Raw genomic sequence first — 17,079 nt, 5'->3', positions numbered from 1 at the left:
ATCCGACCTGCATCTATTGGAGATTGTCCGATTTCCTCCGGCGGACTTTGCGCATGTCGGGCGGACCGGTGCTGCGACAGCTCTTCCGGCATAAACCGGCCTACCGTACGGTTCGCTCAGACGAACAACGGGGGCGCACGGATGCAATCAGGCAGGACGGGGTACCGACGCCGACGGGTCACGTCGGCGCTGTCGGCCCTGGCATTGGCGACGGTGCTGTCCTCGTGCCAGGGAGTCGGCATCGCCGGGAGCGCGGTCATCGCCCCGTCCACCGGCCCGGTCACGGTGACGCCGGTGGTCACCGGTACCACCATCCGGCCGGTCACGGCGCCGCCGACCGCCGGCTATGTGGTGGCTGCCGCCCCGCCGGCGATCACCGTCCATCGGACGGAACAGGACTGGTGGGGTGTCCCGGTCGACGTCAACCATCAGAGCTCGCTGACCAGCGACAGCCCGGTGGACGATTCGGCCAACGTCTACGTGCAGCCGACCACCGCCGTCCAGCCGAAGAACGCGGTCAACTTCGACAACTCCTCGACCGGGAAGGTCTGGCCCGGACCGGGGCTGTCCGGCCACACGAACGGCCAGATCATCGCCATCCAGGACGGCGAGGTCTACGCCTGCTCGGGCACCGTCGTGCGCTCGGCCGCACACAACGTGGTGGTGACGGCCGGGCACTGCGTGTGGAACATCCCGCTCGGCAAGCCGCACAGCCGGGGCGGCGACGCGATGACCCAGCTCTCGGAGATCTGGTTCGTCCCCGGCGCGGCCAACATCAGTGAGCCCCTGCGGCTGAGTGCCGACGGCGTACCGGAACTCGATGCGCCGGACGGTATCTGGCGCGTCGACACCGCGTACTCCAACCATCGCTGGCTGGAGAGCACGTGGATCACTCGGAGCGGGTCCGGAATCGACCGGACCGAACGGATGCACGGCGACGGGTCCCACGACGACGTCGCCTTCGTCACTCTGCGCCCGTTGGACGGGCAGGACATCGAAGATGTCACCGGGGCCCAGGGGTTGCTGTTCACCCCGACCGCTCCGACGTCCCCGGACCTGAACTATCCGACGGTGGTGGTCGGGTACCCGGCGGGGACACCGTTCGACGGGTCGACCCAGCGCTACTGTGCCTCCACCTACCTCCGGACGTACGAAGGTGATTCGTATTCGCGCACGGCGTCGATGCCGTGCGCCATGACGCCAGGGGCGTCCGGGGGTGCCTGGTTCAGCGGTTTCGACCAGGTGGAGGGGGTCGGATACGTCTATGGCGTCACCTCCCGCGGCGGCGACGGTGAACTCACGGTGGCCTTGCTGAGCCTGACCCTGGACTACCCGCTCTACCGGAGAGTGAGCGCGGCATGACGCGGCGAACTCTGCTGGTGGCCGGGATGCTGGCGGTGCTCCTCGCCGGATGCGGTGGGGGGCCGAGCGCGTCGACCCGTCCGACGACGACGGCGGGGCGGACCACCACGATGGTGACCCTGACGACAACGGAGTCGCCGGCCCGCAAGGACATCACGGCACCGATCAACGCGGTGCGGGAGTTCGTCACCGGGGCCGCGCAGAACGACGGCCGAATCCCTCGATCGTCCGACCTGGTCGACGTGACCACCGACGGCGATGTCAGTGGTCGCCTGACCGTCACGCAGATGGCCGGGAAGTCCACCATCAGCACGTCCCAGATGGTGACGTCACGCAACGCCGGCTACCCCTCGGTGGTGGGGGTGACCATCCGCTCCACCTCCAGCGACCCGGCTTCGACGATCGACATCCTGCACCGATCGAGCAACGCCGGCGTCGACTATCTGCTCACCGGCAACGACTTCCGCTCCGTCGCCCGCACCCCATGGGTCACCGTGCCCGCCCGGTACGGCAACGGACTCGGGTGTGTGCTACCCGGCCGGCAGACCGTGTGCGAGGTGACGGCCGACCTGCTGAAGAATCAGAAACTCGATCCCCAACTGCCGAGCAATTCCGCGGTGACGGGTGCGGCCGACACCACGATCCGATCGGCCATCACCGTGCGCCAGGTGCTCGCTCTCGGGGTCTGGCGGATGCAGAAGACCATAAGCCCGGCCGTCCTGGCCAAGGCCGGGGCGAACGAGCTGGACCGCACCCTGGTGCCGGTGGTCCTGCAGTACAACAACTCGGCCGGGCCGTTGCTCGGCCGCCCGAAGACGATGACCGTCCGGGGACGTTTCACCGTCGCCGGAGTGAGTGCGTCGATCGATCTCACCTGGTCCGAATCGGTGGGCGGACAGACCGACGAGGTCGACCTCCCGGCCCCGACCAAGGCGCTCTACACGGTACTGAACGCCAAGCAGGCCAGGGCATTGTTCGCTCTCGCCGCCGCCGGGTACTGAACCCGGATTGGTCAGCGGGCCAGTTGTCCGACCGCCAGGCGGAACACGTCGGGCAGCAGCGATGCGGCCGGAACGATCGATCGGCCGGCGAAACGACGCGTGGTCAACAGGGTCTCGGTGATCCAGCGGTATCGGCGGGTGTCCCGTCTCCAGGCCCGTTCGTAGTCCGTCGGGCGGTCAGCGACGATGGCCGCCACCGCCGACCGGGCGCAGGCCAGGGACACCGCGATGCCCTCGCCGGTCAGGGCGTCGACGTAGCCGGCGGCGTCGCCGACCAGCAGCACCCGGTTCAGAGCGCGACGAGATGCGTTCTGCCGCAGGGGTCCCGCCCCGCGGACGACGGTGGTCGGGGTGGCGCCGCGCAAAGCCTCCAAGACCCGGGGAAACGCCTCGAGCTGCACGGCGAACGGCGCCCTGCGCGAACTGAGGACGGCCACGCCGATCTCCCCGGGCCCGATCGGGGTCACGTAGCACTCCGACCGTGCGGCCCAATGCACCTCGACCAGGTTCGCGCTCGAAGCCACCGAGAAATGTTGCCGTTGGCCCCATCGGGCCGGCCCGCGGGCCGGGCGGTTCAGGCCGAGCTGATGCCGCACCGGCGAGTGCAGGCCGTCGGCAGCGACCAGGTATCGGGCCTGGTGACCGGCCGCCGTCACGGTGTCGTGTCCCTGGGACACGTCGGTGACCGTACCGACCGCGAACCGCACCCCGGCGGCGACGGCCCTGGTGGTCATCGCCTCGTGCAGGGCGGTGCGGCGCACGCCCAGGCCGGCGCCGTGCGGGAACAACGCCGCGGCCGAGCGCCGGGCGTCGAGGTAGCGGATGCCGCCGAAGGCCTGGCCCGACAGGACGACGCCTAGGTCGTTCAGGGCTCGGACGGCTCCCGGCATCAGGCCCTCCCCGCAGGCCTTGTCGATCGGGCCGGTGCGCGGATCGACGACGGTGACGCTCAGCCCGGCGCGGGCGGCGTACAGGGCGGTGGCCAGACCGGCCGGTCCGGCCCCGGCCACCAGCAGGTCGATCACGCCGCGGGCACTGCGGCCAGGGCCCGGTTCTCGGCGCGGATCCGGACGGTCAGCAGCCAGGCGTTGAGCGCGGTGAACGTGATGGCGGTGATCCAGGCGGTGTGCACCAACGGCAACGCGATGCCCTCGACGACGACCGCCACGTAGTTCGGATGCCGGATCCAGCGATAGGGCCCCGAGGTCACCAACGGCACGTCGGGCAGCACCACGATCCTCGTGTTCCAGCGCCGGCCGAGGGTCCTGATGCACCACCACCGGAGTGACTGCGCCGCAACGACGATCGCCAGCATCGGCCAGCCCAGCCACGGTAGGAACGGGCGGTGGGCGACCACCACCTCGACCAGCGCGCCGACCAGCAGGGCGGTGTGCAGGGCGACCATCGCGGGGTAGTGGCCGGCGCCGGACTCCCGGCCGCCGCGCCCCATGCTCCAGGCGATGTTGCGCTTGGAGATGATCAACTCGGCCAGGCGCTCCACGGCGAACAGGGCGAGCAGCACGACGTAGAAGGTCACCACCGCAACAGCACCAGCTCGGCGCAGAAACCCGGACCCATGGCCATCAGCACCCCGGGTGTGCCGGGCATCGGGCTGCGCTTGGCCAGCGTGTCCCGCAGCACGTGCAGCACCGACACGGACGAGAGATTCCCGACGTCGGCCAGTGATCGCCAGGTCATCTCCAGCGCGTCCGGCCGCAGGGCCAGCTCCCTTTCGATCGCCTCGATCACCTTCGGGCCGCCCGGGTGCGATACCCAGTGGGCGATGTCGTCGACGGTCAGGTCGTGCTCGGCCAGCAGGGAGCGGACGTCACCCCCCAGGTACTGCTCGACCAGGGCCGGGACCTGCGCGTCCAGCACGATCGTGAGCCCCGCGGCACCGATGTCCCAGCCCATGGTCCGTTGCGTGTCGGGGTAGAGGTGACTGCGGGTGTCGAGCACCGTCGGTCCGTCTCCGGCCCGTGCGTGCGCTCCGCCGACCGCGACCACGGCCGCGGCGCCGTCCCCGAACAGGCCGCTGGCCACCAGGTTCGCCATCGACCGGTCGTCACGTTGCACGGTCAGCGAACACAACTCGACGGCCAGCAACACGGCCACCTGGTCCGGGTGCCCGAGCAGGTAGTCGTGCATCCGGGCGATGCCGGCCGCCCCGGCCACGCACCCGAGCCCGAACATCGGCACCCGCTTCACATCCGGCCGGAAGCCGACCTGCGCGGCGATCCGAGCCTCGATCGACGGCACGGCCAAGCCGGTGACCGTGGTCGAGAAGACGATGTCAACGTCCTCCGGTCGCAGGCCGGCCTCCTGCAGGGCTCCGACGACCGCCTGCTCGGCCAGGTCGGTCGCGACCCGCACGTACTCGTCGTTGGCTTCGGTGAAGTCGGCCAGCTCCCGGTAGCGCTCCAGGGGCAGCGACAGGTGCCGGGCGTCCACGCAGCAGTTGGCGTGCAGCCGCCGCAGCAGCGCGACGTTGGCGGCGGATTCGTCCCCGAGGCAGACCTCGGCGAATGCCTGGGTGATCTGGTCCTGCTGATATCGGTGCTCCGGGAGCACGCCGTGTACCGCTACCAGGGTCGTCACCTCGCCCACAGTACGACGCGGCGGCGCTCGGTTCGGCTCTGAGATGCGGCAAGAGCGACGAACCGGCGGGGCCGGGGGCCGGGGAGTGCCTGCGACCGGACCGGGTCGACTTCGTGCGCGCCGCTACCCGTCGGTACGTACGGGATTGTCGTTCGTAGTCGAACGACAGATCCGTACGTTGTTGGCCCATTCCCGATGCTGCGGGCGGCGACCCGGCCCAGAGCCGGAGAACCACCGGAGACCGATACCTGCTGCTCGGGGCGCGGCAGTGGACGTAAGAGCTAGACGCGCGGGGTGTGGCAGTGGACGAAAGAGCTGGACGCGCGGTGCGCGGCAGTGGACGAAAGAGCTGGACGCACGCGGCGCGGCAGTGGACGAAAGAGCTGGACGCGCGGGGCGCGGCAGTGGACGAAAGAGCTGGACGCGGTGCGAGCCGGAGGCCCAGATCGGGGACGCGCTGCCCCGATGGGAGGGCGCCTGCAGGAATCCGGCAACCTACGATGCCCATGTGGCCCAACTCTTTCCGCATCCCGTTCCGTACGACGAGGGCATGCTGGACGTTGGTGACGGGCAGCTGGTGCACTGGGTGGTCAGCGGCAATCCGGATGGCAAACCGGTGGTGGCGCTGCACGGCGGCCCGGGGAGCGGAATGTCCAGCGGGCGCGCGTTCGACCCGGCCCGGTACCGGCTGGTCCGGTTCGACCAGCGCGGGTGCGGGCGGAGCACGCCGAGCGTGGCCGACCTCGACACCGACCTCTCGACGAACACCACCCACCACCTGATCGCCGACATCGAGCGGCTCCGGGAGCACCTCGGCATTGACCGCTGGGTGGTGTGGGGCGGGTCCTGGGGAGTGACGCTGGCGTTGGCCTACGCGCAGCGCTTCCCTGATCGCGTCACCGCGATGGTGCTGATCTCGGTGACCATGACCCGACCCCAGGACGTGCACTGGCTGTACCACGAGGTGGGCCGGTACTTCCCGGTCGAGTGGCACCGGTTCAGCGAGCGAGGGGGCAACGCACCGGACCTGATCGCGGCCTACGACCAGTTGCTCAATCGCCATCACGACCCCGCTGTCCGTCGTCAGGCCGCGCGGGACTGGCGCGACTGGGAGGACGCTGTGTTGTCGCTCGAGGAGGGTTGGGCGCCGTCGGGAAAGTACGAGGATCCCGATGCGACAGTTGCGTTCGCCCGGCTGTGTGCGCACTACTTCTCCCACGCCGCGTGGCTGGAGTCCGACGAGCTGATCCGCAACGCGGGCCGACTGGCCGGGATCCCGGCCGTGCTGATCCATGGGCGCCTTGACCTGGGCAGCCCGGCGGACGTGCCGTGGCTGCTCTCCCGGGCGTGGCCGGAGGCCGAACTGCACTACTTCGGAGGCGGCCACACCGGGAGCGAGGAGGCGCGCGACATCATGGCGGCGGCGCTGACGCGATTCGCCCAGGAGTGATGGCCGCCCCGAAGGGACGCCCGCGGCGGTGGCGGGCCGTGGTCTGGGCGGCCGTGCGGATCACCGCGCCCGGAACCGCACAGCGGCTCCGGGGCGAAGTTGAGCCGCCCGGGGCAGGTCGGCCTCGGCGACGACGGCGATCACTGGATAGCCCCCGGTCACCGGATGATCGGCCAGGAACAGGATCGGCCGGCCGTCGGGGGGTACCTGCAGGGCGCCGGCCACCATCGCCTCCGAGGGGAGCTCGCGCGTGACGGCACGGTCCAGGGCGGGACCGTTCAGCCGGGCGCCCACGCGGTTGGTATCGGTACTGACGATCCAGGCGGTGCGGCAGAGGGTTTCGCGCGCCGCATCGGTGAACCAGTCGGCCCGCGGTCCCGGCGTCACCGTGAGGGGCCCGTCCGGTCCCGCACCGTCCGTCCCGCTCGCACCGTCCGTCCCGCTCGCACCGTGCGCCCCGCTCGCACCCTCCGTCCCGCTGGCACCGTGCGCCCCGCTCTCCGTCCGCCGAGGCGGCCCGAGGGCCGTCCGCGACGGGGCCACGGGCAGTACCTGCCCGGACCGCAGCGGGGCCGGACCGAGGCCGGAGAGGGTGTCGGTGGACCGCGAGCCGAGCGTGGGCGGGACATCGAGGCCGCCGGCCACGGCGAGGTAGGTCCGCAGTCCCGACGAGGGCGCGCCGACCCGGAGTTCCTGCCCGGCCAGAACTCCCACCGCCGTGCCGTGGGGGACGACGACGCCGTCCAGCTTCAGGACGCAGGGGGCGCCGGTCACCGCGATCGTGGTGGTGGACTCGAAGCGCACCCGAAGGCGGCCGAGCGTCATCTCGATGGTGGCCGCGCCGAGGTCGTTGCCGACCAACGTGTTCGCACGTATGTGGGACGGACGGTCGGCGGCGCCGGACGGGCTGATGCCGAGATGGGCCAGGCCCGGACGCCCCAGATCCTGGACGGTGGCCAACGGCCCCGGCGCCAGGACGACGATCACCGACGGACCTCGACGAATCGGACGCGGGTCCCTGGAGTGAGCGGCGCCGGAATTTCACCATCGACGTCGAAGACGGTCAGCTCGGTATGTCCGATGAGTTGCCAGCCGCCCGGCGAGGCCTGCGGGTACACCGCGCTGAACTCGTCGGCCAGGGCGACCGAACCGGCCGGCACCCGGGTCCGGGGCGTCGGACGCCGGGCCACCCGCAGGATGTCCGGGACGCCGGCCAGATAGGCGAAGCCCGGGGCGAAGCCGCAGAAGGCCACGGTGAACTCCGATTCCGTGTGCAGGGTGATCACCTCGGCCGGGGTCAGGCCGCATGCGGCGGCCACCGACGTCAGGTCCTCGCCGTCGTACCGGACCGGGATGACGATCGTCGCCCCCGGCGGCGCGACCAGGTGTACTTCGGCCGTGCCGGGGTCGCCCTTGGCCCTGGTGATCCAGGCCGAGATCTCCTGGGCGTTGACCACCTCCGGATCGAAGCGCACCAGCACCGTCCGGGCCGCCGGTACGACGTCGATCACGCCGGGAGGCGATGTCGCGCGGAGGACTCGGTCGAGGGACATCACCTCGGCCAGGTCGCCCAGCTCGGCCAGCACCGCACGCTCGCCGCAGGCCAGGATCCGCACCCCTTCAGTGTGGCCCAGCCGTCGGCAGGTCCGGTCACCGCGACCGGCCAACGGTGACGCAGCCGACGAAATGTTCGCGGCGCCTCGATGGTTGACGTGTCATATACTGATGGAGACTGCATCTTCTGGAGGACTTTGATGACCACCCGACTCGAGCTCGGCCTCGACACCTTCGGCGACGTGACGGTAGGCGCGGACGGCGAACCGGTGCCGCAGCCACAGGTCATCCGCAACCTGGTCGACCAGGCCGTACTGGCCGATCAGGTCGGCCTCGACTTCATCGGGATCGGTGAGCACCATCGCGCCGATTTCGCCGTCACCGCGCCCGATGTGGTGCTGTCGGCCATCGCCGGGCGGACCAAGAACATCCACCTCGGATCCGCGGTGACCGTGCTCAGCTCGGACGACCCGGTGCGGGTGTTCCAGCGGTTCGCCACCCTCGATGCCGTGTCGAACGGGCGGGCCGAGGTGATCCTGGGCCGCGGGTCGTTCACCGAGTCGTTCCCACTGTTCGGGTTCGAACTGTCGGACTACGACCAGCTCTTCGAGGAGAAGGTGGAATTGTTCGCCGCGCTGCGCAGCGAGCAGCCAGTCACCTGGAGCGGAGCCACCCGCTCGGCTCTGAGCAATCAATCCGTGTTCCCGCACACCGGTTCCGGTGCGCTCAAGACCTGGCTCGGCGTCGGTGGCAGCCCGGAGTCGGTGGTCCGCGCGGCGCGCTACGGCTTCGGCCTGCTGCTGGCCATCATCGGGGGTGAGCCCGAACGCTTCGCCCCGTACTCGGACCTGTTCCATCGCGCCCAGGAGCAACTCGGCACCGCGCCGGCGCCGATCGGCGTGCACTCGCCGGGCCACGTCGCCGACACCGACGAGCAGGCCAAGGACGAGCTGTGGCCGCACTACCGGGACATGACCACGCGGATCGGTCGTGAGCGGGGCTGGCCCGCCCCCACCCGCGCGCGATTCGAGGCCGACGCCATCGACGGATCGATCTACGTCGGCTCGCCGGAGACCGTCGCCAAGAAGATCGCCTCCACCGTCAAGGTTCTCGGAGCCGACCGCTTCGACCTCAAGTACAGCAACGGGACTCTCCCGCACGAGCAGATGCTGCACTCGATCGAGCTGTACGGCACCAAGGTGGCGCCGATGGTCCGGGACATGCTGGCCTGATTCAGCGCGCGGCCAGGATCAGGTCCGCCGCCTTCTCGCCGATGACGATGCTCGGGGCGTTGGTGTGCCCGCGGATGATGTTCGGCATGACCGACGCGTCGGCCACCCGGAGACCGCTGACCCCTCGTACTCGGAGTTCCGGATCGACCACCGACGCCGGGTCCGACCCCATCCGGGCGGTGCCGACCGGGTGGTAGAGGGTGTGCGAGTACTTGTTCAGGGTCAGGGCGTCCCGGTGCTCCGGGCGCAACGCGTCGGCGTCCTCGGGCGCGAGAAAATGCGGTGCGGCCGATCCGGTGACGGCCGACATCAGTTGCTCGCACACGGCCAGTCCGGCCATCAGGGTGGCCCGGTCGCCGCCACCGTCGCTCAGGTATCGCGGGTCGATGACGGGCGCGGCCAGCGGGTCGGCCGACGCCAGTGAGATCCGGCCGGAGCTTTTGGGCTGCAACAGGATCGCCCCAATCGTGACGCCATGGGCCGGGGGCTTCACCAGGCCTTCGCCCACGTAGGCGACCGGTGCGAAGATGATCTCCACGTCCGGCAGGGCCAGATCCGGCCGGGTGCGGATGAACCCGTACGCCTCGGCCACGTTGGACGTCAGCATTCCCCGGCGGCGCAGGAGATAGCCGGCCAGCTCCGCGGGCCTCTCGGCGTCGAACAGGGTGCCGCCGGGGATCGACCCGACCAGGCCGGCGATCAGGTGGTCCCGGAGGTTGCGCCCGACCTCCGGTGCGGACGCCACCACCGAGATACCGAACGGACGCAACGACTCCGGGTCACCGATCCCCGAGAGCATCAGCAACTGCGGGGTGTTGACCGCGCCCCCGCACAGCACCACCTCCCGACGGGCGGTGACCGTGTGTCGGCGCTTTCCGTGCTGGTACTCGACTCCGGTGGCCCGCTGGCCGTCGAAGACCACCCGCCGGGCGTGAGCCTCCGTGCGTACGGTCAGGTTGGCGCGCTTCCGGGCCGGCTTGAGGTAGGCGTCGGCCGCGCTGAACCGGGAACCCCGGTGCTGGCTGACCATGGTCTGGGTGAATCCAGCCGGCTCGGGGAGGTTCGCCTCCTCGACCGGCAACCCGAGGCTGCGCGCCGCGTCGAGGAAAGCCGCCGTGTGCGCCCGCGGATCCCGTTGCGCCTCCACGCTGATGGTGCCGGTCGTGCCCTGATCCGGCCGGGCCGCCCCGGCGACCTTCTCCACCTGCCGGAAGTAGGGGAGCAGTGAACTCCAGGACCAGGTCGGGCCGGCCACGGCGGCCCAGCTGTCGTAGTCGGCGGCGAACCCGCGGACCCACATCATGGCGTTCAGCGAGGACGAGCCGCCGAGCATCCGGCCCCGCGGCCAGTAGACGGTGCGCCCGGACAGCTCCGGCTGCGGGACGGTGTCGTAATTCCAGTCGTATTCAGACCGGAACAGCTGGGAGAAGGCGGCGGGGATGTGGATCGCGGCCTTGCTGTCCTTCTTCCCGGCCTCCAGCAACAGCACGCGGGTGGAGGGATCGGTGCTCAATCGGTTGGCCAGCGCGGACCCGGCCGAGCCGGCCCCGACGATCACGTAGTCGAACGACTCGTCCTGCGGGATGCGCACCATTCGGATCTCCTTTGATCGCTGGTTGGCCCCAGTCTGGCAGGTGCGCCGGGGCGGCGCGGATGACCTCAGCCGTCCGTTGCCCCCAGGGCCACGACCGAGGAGATGGTGTCCACCTCGTCGACCGTCTTGTCGTCGCGGTAGCGGAGCACCCGGGCGAAGCGCAGGGCGACCCCGCCGGGGTAGCGGGTGGAGCGCTGGACGCCGTCGATGGCGATCTCGGCCACCAGCGGCGGATCGACGAAGACGGTGGTCTTGGTCCGCCGGGCCTCCCGGGTCAGGAACTGCTCGGTCTGCCAGGTGAGCATCTGGTCGGTCAGTCCCTTGAACGTCTTGCCCAACATCACCAACCCGCCGGTGTCCGGGTCGCGGGCCGCCAGGTGCAGATTGGACAGCCAGCCCTCCCGGCGGCCGTAACCCCACTCGGCACCGATCACCGCCAGGTCGAACGTGTGACGGGGCTTCAGTTTGATCCAGGCCGAGTCCCGCCGCCCGGCGGCGTACGGGGCGGCCAGATTCTTGACCACCACCCCTTCGAAACCGTCGGCCACCACCTGAGTGAAGAAAGCGGAGATCTCGGCGGCCGAGCCGGCCCGCCGCCGGGGCACCAACATCCGGGTCGGGAGAAGGTCGGTCATCGCGGCCGCCCGGACCTCCAGCGGCTCGTCGAGCAGGTCCCGTCCGTCGACGTGCAGCAGGTCGAAGACGAACAAGGACAGCGGAGTGCGGGTCCGTCCGGCCGTCACGTCGACGCTGCTGCCGGTGCGGGAGGCGATCACCTGGAACGACAGCGGACGCCCGTCGGGCCCGAGCCCGACCACCTCGCCGTCGAGGACCAGAGTCGGGAAGGGCAGCGCCAGCACCGATTCGACGATCTCCGGCATCCGGTCGGTGACGTCATCCAGGCTCCGGGTGTAGAGCCGCACCGAATCCCCGTCCCGGTGGACCTGGATCCGGATGCCGTCGAGTTTGGCGTCGACGAGGGCCGGGAGACCCGACTTCGGGACCGCCGCTTCGGGATTCGGAGCGCTGGCGGCCAGCATCGGCCGGACCGGAATCCCCACCCGCAGGCCGACGATCTCCAGGGCCTCGATCCCGGATCGCGCCAATTGCGAGGCCGCGGTCGCCGTCGAACCGAGCAGCATCGCCGCGCGCTGCACGACGGGCAACGGCACCCCGAAGGCAGCGGCCAGGCCGTCCTGAACCAGTGAGTCCAACGCCCCCTGCCGCAGGTCCTCGAAGACCAGCCGACGGAGAAATGCCTGCTCAGGGGCGGTCGCCCGGCCGAACAGGGCTTCGACGGCGGCCGAACGCAGTGCCGCCGATCCCGAACCGCCCATGGCCGCGACGGCCTCGAATGCGGCGTCCACGTCCTGCACTGTGAGTGTCGGTTCATCGACCGGATCGGGCAGGCCGGACAGGGAGGCCCAGCCGACGCCGGTCCGCCGCTGACGCAGCGACCCGGACAGATAGGTGACCACCAGTTCGATGTCGTCCGGCCCGGCCTCGGCGATGCAGGCGGCCAGCGCCTTGCGTTTGGCCAGCCGGGAACGGGTGGCGGCCACCTCGGCCGAGGTGGTGACCAGTCGGGAGAGCAGCATGTACCCATGTTGCCCGCGCACCCCGACAGCCGCCCGGGCGGCACGGTACGGGCGCTGGCCCTGGCGTGTCACCCGCTCCCGACCCTCGGCGTCACCTCGATCAGCGCTGGGCTGGCCGCGCTGGCCGGACTGGGTTTCGGTCGCGGCGCGCTGTTCACCCTGGCCGTCATGGCCGGACAACTCTCCATCGGCTGGTCCAACGACTGGATCGACGCCGCCCGTGATCAGGCGGTCGGGCGCCCGGACAAGCCGGTCGCCCGCGGGGTGATCCCGCCCGGCCGGGTCCGGGCGGCGGCGATCGTGGCGCTGGTCGCCGCCGCGGCGCTGTCGATGAGCCTGGGCTGGCGAGCCGGTCTCGCCGCCCTGACCTTGGTCGGCGCCGGCTGGCTGTACAACCTCGGACTGAAGGCCACCGTCGCCTCCTGGGTCCCGTACGCCATCGGGTTCGGGTCGCTCCCGGCCGCGGCGACCCTGGCCTTGCCCGGCCGCCCGTGGCCGGCCTGGTGGGCGATGACGGCCGGTGCCCTGCTCGGGGTCGCCGCCCACGCCGCGAACGTGCTGCCGGATCTGCGATCGGACCAGGCCACCGGGGTCCGTGGCTTCTGGCATGTCCTCGGCGGCCGGGCTACCGCCATCGGCGGACCGGTGGTGTTGTTCGCGGCGTCCCTGGTCGTCCTGCTGGGCCCGGGCGCCCCGCATGTGTGGACCTGGATCGCGCTGGCGGTGATCGTCGGGTTGGCCGGCACCGGGGTCGCCGTCGGGCTCAGGAGTCCGAACAGCCGCCTGCTGTTCCTGGCCACCGTCGCGCTGGCCGGGGCCGACCTGGTGCTGTTCGCCCGGTCGGGGTCCCGGTTGACCGCATAGCCACGACCGTCGGTCCGCCTACCGCATCTCGAAGGGTTGAGCGGTCGATTCCAGCACGGACAACCAGAGGTCCCCGTCCGGGGCGACCTGGTTGCGGATCGACACGGCCATCGCGATCGGTACGTGGACGAACCGATTGTGCCGGCGGCCGACCACCATGTCGGTCCGCCCGGCCATGGCCGCGTGGACGGCGGCCTGGGCCAGGCGGACGCAGTAGACCGAGTCCGACGGCTGGGCCGGCACCGACCGGATGGCGTAACCGGGGTCGATGTACTTGAGCGTCAACGGTTGTTCGGCCGCTCCGAAGTCGGAGGTGATGCGGTCGCGCAGGAACACCCCGATGTCGGCCAGGGTGGCGTTCCCCGATGCGTCGACGGCGGCGCTCGGGGAATCGTCCGTCCGGGCTGTCGGCTCGGCCCGCGCGGGAGTCAACAGCTCCTGTCCGGCCCCTTCGGCGACCACCACCACGGCACTGCCCCTGTCCTGCACCCGGCGGCGCAGACAGGCCAGGAAGCCGCCGTCGCCGTCCAGGCGGAACGGCACCTCCGGGATGAGGACGAAGTCGGCGTCGTGGTTGGCCAGGGCCGCGTAGCAGGCGATGAAGCCGGAATGACGTCCCATCACCCGCACCAGTCCCACCCCGCCGACCGCCGAGCGGGCCTCGACCCGGGCGGCCTGGATCGACGCAGCGGCCACCGCGAACGACGTCTGGAATCCGAAACTCTGCCCGATGTAGGGGATGTCGTTGTCGATCGTCTTCGGGATGCCGATGACCCCGATCGGCAAGGCGCGGCGGGTCAGCACCGCGGCGATCCCGGCCGCGCCGCGCATCGACCCGTCACCGCCGATGACGAACAGGATGTCGATGCCGAGCTCGACGAGAGTGTCGGCCATGATCTCCGGATCCTGTGCGCCCCTTGATGTTCCGAGGATGGTGCCGCCGAGTTCGTTGATCTTGTCCACCCGCTCGGGGGTGAGGGGCACCACCGGGTGGCCGTTGCTTGGCACGAGTCCGGCGAAGCCGTACCGGAATCCGCACACCTGCCGGACGCCGTAATGGTTGCACAACTCCAGGACGAGTCCGCGGATCACGTCGTTGAGGCCGGGACACAGGCCACCGCAGGTCACCACGGCGACCTTCGCCGTGCCCGGCGCGAAGAAGATCTTTCGACGCGGGCCGCCCGGTTCGAAGCTCGGTAGCTCGTCCAGTGCGACGTCCCGCTCGCGGACCAGGCTGATCGTGTCGTCGAACAGCACCCGGTCGTCCTCGTCGACGTAGTGCTCGTTGGTCCCGCGCCCGGCGATGTACTTCGCCAACGGTGAGTCGTGGCGGCATTCGCCCAGCCGCGTGACGGTCAGGGCCGTCGATGACGCCGATGAGGTCATCAGTCAAGCCTGGGCGGGCGGTGTGTCAGCGGTGTGACGGCCGGGAGAACAAACCACCCGCGAAAGCACCGCCGCTGTCCGGCCCGGGCCGGATGTGAATCGCGGACAATGCCTCTGGTGGCGGTGGGTCGAGCAAGTGCACGCAATGCGACAATTCCGGCCATGAGCAGCCAGGTGGGCGAGTCCCGGACGGTCGTCCTCGAGACCAACGGCATCAACGTGATCAGCGACGCCGAACGCAAGGGCCGGCCGCGTGATCTGTTCTGGCCGTGGTTCGGCGCGAACGTGTCGGTCTTCGGGCTTGGGTACGGCGCTTTCGTGCTCGCCTTCAAGGTGTCCTTCTGGCAGGCGGCGGTCGCTGGCGTGATCGGCATCGTCGTCTCGTTCCTGCTGTGTGGCCTGGTGGCGATCGCCGGAAAACGCGGTTCGGCTCCGACCATGATCCTTTCGCGCGCGGCGTTCGGAGTGCGGGGGAACAAGCTGCCCTCGTTGATTTCCTGGGTGCTGACCGTCGGTTGGGAAACCGTCCTGGTCATCCTGGCAACTCTGGCCGCGGCCACCGTCTTCGAACGGCTTGGTTGGGGAACCGGAACACCGGTGAAGGTGATCGCGATCCTCGTCGTCACCGCCCTCACCATCGCCGGCGGTGTCGCCGGATTCGACGTCATCATGAGAATGCAGAAATGGATCACGATCATCACCGGTGTGCTGACCGTGGTGTATCTCGGCCTGGCCGCGTCGCACATCCATTGGTCCGTCGTGATCGCCGCCCCGGCCGCGCCGGCCACCGCCGTCATCGGCGCGCTCACGCTGGTATTGACCGGATACGGGCTGGGATGGGTGAATGCGGCGGCCGACTACTCGCGCTACCTTCCCCGCGGCTCGTCCACTCGCGGCGTGGTCGGCTGGACAACCTTCGGGGCCGCGGTCGCACCAATTCTCCTGCTGATCTTTGGATTGCTGTTGGCCGGTTCGTCGAAAGACCTGAGCGCGGCCATCTACACCGACCCGGTGGGGGCGCTCGGGTTAATCCTCCCCACCTGGTTCCTGGTTCCGTTCGTCATCGTCGCCGTGCTCGGCCTGGTCGGCGGAGCGGTGCTGGACATCTACTCGTCCGGCCTGGCCCTGCTCTCCCTCGGTGTCAAGGTCGAGCGCTACGTCGCGGCCCTCATCGACGGCACCATCATGTTGGCCGGTGCCGTCGCCGTGGTCTTCTTCGCCGGCGACTTCTTCCCACAGTTCGAGGGCTTCCTGATCACTCTCGGAGTGCCGGTGGCGGCGTGGGCCGGCGTGATGTTGGCCGACATTCTGCTCCGCCGGCAGGATTACGCCGAGGCTGAGTTGTTCGACCGGCGCGGGCGTTACGGCGACGTGCAATGGGACGCGATCGCTCTCGTCGTCGTCGGTACCGTTCTGGGCTGGGGTTTGGTCACCAACACCTACGCACAGTGGCTGACCTGGCAGGGCTACCTGTTGGAGGCGGTCAACCTCGGAGGCCGGAGTGGGAGTTGGGCCGGCGCCAACATCGGGGTGCTGGTGGCGTTGGTGATCGGCTTCGTCGGCACGTTGATCTTCTCGCCGTGGCGGGTCCGGGCCCAAGAGGGCACCCCGATGCTCAGGTACAGCGACCCGTACGCCTGACGAGCGGCCGGGACCGGCGGTTACGCCGTCGCCCCGCCGGCGGCCAGGTATTCGGCGAACGTCTGCACGCCGTCGGCGTGGTCCGGGGTGAGACCGTGTCCGGCCCGGAGCCCCTTGATCAGCCGTCCCGGCACCGGCAGCGGCACGATCGGTCGCCTTCGTCCGGTCGACCGCAGGTAGAGCCGGGCGAGGTCGGCGAGCGTCCGGATCTCCGGGCCGCCGAGCTCCGGGACCCGCCCGGCCGGGTCAGCGCCGGCCAGTTCGCTGAGCCGCAGCGCCACCTCCTCGACGGCCACCGGTTGCAGGCTGACTCCGCGCGGGGCCAGCGCCACCGGCGACCGGCACACCCCCTTGACGATGGCCAGGGCGAGATCGTGGAACTGGGTGGTCCGCAGGATCGTCCACGGCAGACCGGATCCGATCAGGGACCGCTCGGCCGCGTACTTCGCTCGGTAGTAGCCCAGCGGCAGTCGGTCCACCCCGACGATCGAGATGTAGACCAGGTGCTTCACCCGGGCCCGCCGGCCCGAGGACAGCAGCGCGGCCATCGTCTCCGCCTCGCCCCGGGCCGAGCCGCCGGCACAGTGCACGATCGTGTCGACACCGATCAGCGCGGCGTCGAGGCCGGCCCGGCTGCGGTAGTCCACCCGGGCCCAGGAGTAGTCGGTGATGGCCTCGACCGGTGCCGCGCTGCGGCTGGCCAACCGCACCTGATGCCCCCGGTCGAGCAGCTGTCGCACCACGTGGCGCCCGAGGTTGCCGGTTCCCCCGGTGACCAGGACTGAGCTCATCGACGCCG

Annotated in this window: 15 protein-coding genes; 6 read left to right on the top strand and 9 right to left on the bottom strand. The window is 70.3% G+C overall.

The genetic code is table 11. From position 1 onward, the window contains the following. The first annotated feature begins 141 nt into the window (after positions 1-141). Positions 142-1,362 (top strand): trypsin-like serine peptidase, encoded by a 1,221-nt coding sequence (locus tag BLS97_RS06415; protein ID WP_157695232.1) that lies wholly within the window; start codon positions 142-144, stop codon positions 1,360-1,362. Next, positions 1,359-2,363 carry a hypothetical protein gene (locus tag BLS97_RS06410; RefSeq protein ID WP_090475206.1) on the top strand — a complete coding sequence of 335 codons (1,005 nt, stop codon included), beginning with the start codon at positions 1,359-1,361 and terminating at the stop codon, positions 2,361-2,363. Before BLS97_RS06415 ends, BLS97_RS06410 begins: the two co-directional genes overlap by 4 nt. Positions 2,364-2,374: 11 nt before the next feature. Here the strand turns inward: BLS97_RS06410 and BLS97_RS06405 are convergent, their stop codons facing one another. Genes BLS97_RS06405 through BLS97_RS06395 form a run of 3 tightly spaced genes read right to left on the bottom strand, consistent with a single transcriptional unit; the run spans position 2,375 to position 4,961 of the window. Then, a complete protein-coding gene (locus BLS97_RS06405; protein ID WP_090475205.1) occupies positions 2,375-3,388 on the bottom strand; it encodes an NAD(P)/FAD-dependent oxidoreductase in 1,014 nt (337 codons plus the stop codon). Beyond that, positions 3,385-3,900, bottom strand: a complete 516-nt coding sequence (locus tag BLS97_RS06400; RefSeq protein WP_197676436.1) for an isoprenylcysteine carboxyl methyltransferase family protein — start codon at positions 3,898-3,900, stop codon at positions 3,385-3,387. Before BLS97_RS06400 ends, BLS97_RS06405 begins: the two co-directional genes overlap by 4 nt. Then, a complete protein-coding gene (locus BLS97_RS06395; protein WP_090481515.1) occupies positions 3,897-4,961 on the bottom strand; it encodes a type III polyketide synthase in 1,065 nt (354 codons plus the stop codon). The genes BLS97_RS06400 and BLS97_RS06395 overlap by 4 nt, the downstream gene beginning before the upstream one ends. 508 nt (positions 4,962-5,469) lie before the next feature. Here BLS97_RS06395 and pip point away from each other — a divergent pair. Further along, positions 5,470-6,411 carry a prolyl aminopeptidase gene (pip, locus tag BLS97_RS06390; protein ID WP_231988388.1) on the top strand — a complete coding sequence of 314 codons (942 nt, stop codon included), beginning with the start codon at positions 5,470-5,472 and terminating at the stop codon, positions 6,409-6,411. A gap of 60 nt (positions 6,412-6,471) precedes the next feature. Here the strand turns inward: pip and BLS97_RS06385 are convergent, their stop codons facing one another. Together BLS97_RS06385 and BLS97_RS06380 are read right to left on the bottom strand one after the other, a co-directional pair. Further along, the gene (locus tag BLS97_RS06385) at positions 6,472-7,398 is read right to left on the bottom strand and encodes a 5-oxoprolinase subunit C family protein (protein ID WP_090475203.1); all 927 of its coding nucleotides are present in this window, start codon (positions 7,396-7,398) and stop codon (positions 6,472-6,474) included. After that, positions 7,395-8,027: a 5-oxoprolinase subunit B family protein gene (locus BLS97_RS06380; RefSeq protein WP_090475201.1), complete on the bottom strand. Its 633-nt coding sequence runs from the start codon at positions 8,025-8,027 to the stop codon at positions 7,395-7,397. Before BLS97_RS06380 ends, BLS97_RS06385 begins: the two co-directional genes overlap by 4 nt. Positions 8,028-8,165: 138 nt before the next feature. Here BLS97_RS06380 and BLS97_RS06375 point away from each other — a divergent pair, with 138 nt between their 5' ends. Further along, the gene (locus BLS97_RS06375) at positions 8,166-9,197 is read left to right on the top strand and encodes an LLM class flavin-dependent oxidoreductase (protein WP_090475200.1); all 1,032 of its coding nucleotides are present in this window, start codon (positions 8,166-8,168) and stop codon (positions 9,195-9,197) included. 1 nt (position 9,198) lies between these two features. Here BLS97_RS06375 and BLS97_RS06370 read toward each other — a convergent pair whose 3' ends face one another. Together BLS97_RS06370 and BLS97_RS06365 are read right to left on the bottom strand one after the other, a co-directional pair. Beyond that, positions 9,199-10,791, bottom strand: coding sequence for a GMC family oxidoreductase (locus tag BLS97_RS06370; protein WP_090475198.1), 1,593 nt, complete (start codon positions 10,789-10,791; stop codon positions 9,199-9,201). A 65-nt stretch (positions 10,792-10,856) separates the two neighbouring features. After that, entirely contained in the window at positions 10,857-12,389 is a 1,533-nt protein-coding gene (locus BLS97_RS06365; RefSeq protein WP_090475196.1) for an ATP-dependent DNA ligase, read from the bottom strand. A 6-nt stretch (positions 12,390-12,395) separates the two neighbouring features. On the opposite strand from BLS97_RS06365, the gene BLS97_RS06360 reads away from it, so the two are divergent. Further along, positions 12,396-13,253, top strand: coding sequence for a UbiA family prenyltransferase (locus tag BLS97_RS06360; protein WP_090475195.1), 858 nt, complete (start codon positions 12,396-12,398; stop codon positions 13,251-13,253). Positions 13,254-13,271: 18 nt separating this feature from the next. On the opposite strand, the gene BLS97_RS06355 is transcribed toward BLS97_RS06360, so the two are convergent. Beyond that, complete coding sequence (locus BLS97_RS06355; protein WP_090475193.1) at positions 13,272-14,639, bottom strand: ATP-dependent 6-phosphofructokinase; 1,368 nt, start codon at positions 14,637-14,639, stop codon at positions 13,272-13,274. Positions 14,640-14,801: 162 nt separating this feature from the next. On the opposite strand from BLS97_RS06355, the gene BLS97_RS06350 reads away from it, so the two are divergent. Further along, positions 14,802-16,280: a purine-cytosine permease family protein gene (locus BLS97_RS06350; RefSeq protein ID WP_090475191.1), complete on the top strand. Its 1,479-nt coding sequence runs from the start codon at positions 14,802-14,804 to the stop codon at positions 16,278-16,280. 20 nt (positions 16,281-16,300) lie between these two features. On the opposite strand, the gene BLS97_RS06345 is transcribed toward BLS97_RS06350, so the two are convergent. Then, the gene (locus tag BLS97_RS06345) at positions 16,301-17,071 is read right to left on the bottom strand and encodes an SDR family oxidoreductase (RefSeq protein ID WP_090475190.1); all 771 of its coding nucleotides are present in this window, start codon (positions 17,069-17,071) and stop codon (positions 16,301-16,303) included. Between the last annotated feature and the right edge of the window lie 8 nt (positions 17,072-17,079).

This window comes from Nakamurella panacisegetis (assembly GCF_900104535.1).
GTDB lineage: Bacteria > Actinomycetota > Actinomycetes > Mycobacteriales > Nakamurellaceae > Nakamurella > Nakamurella panacisegetis.
Note: the sequence above shows the minus strand (reverse complement) of the source record. Positions and strands in the feature narration are given on the sequence as shown.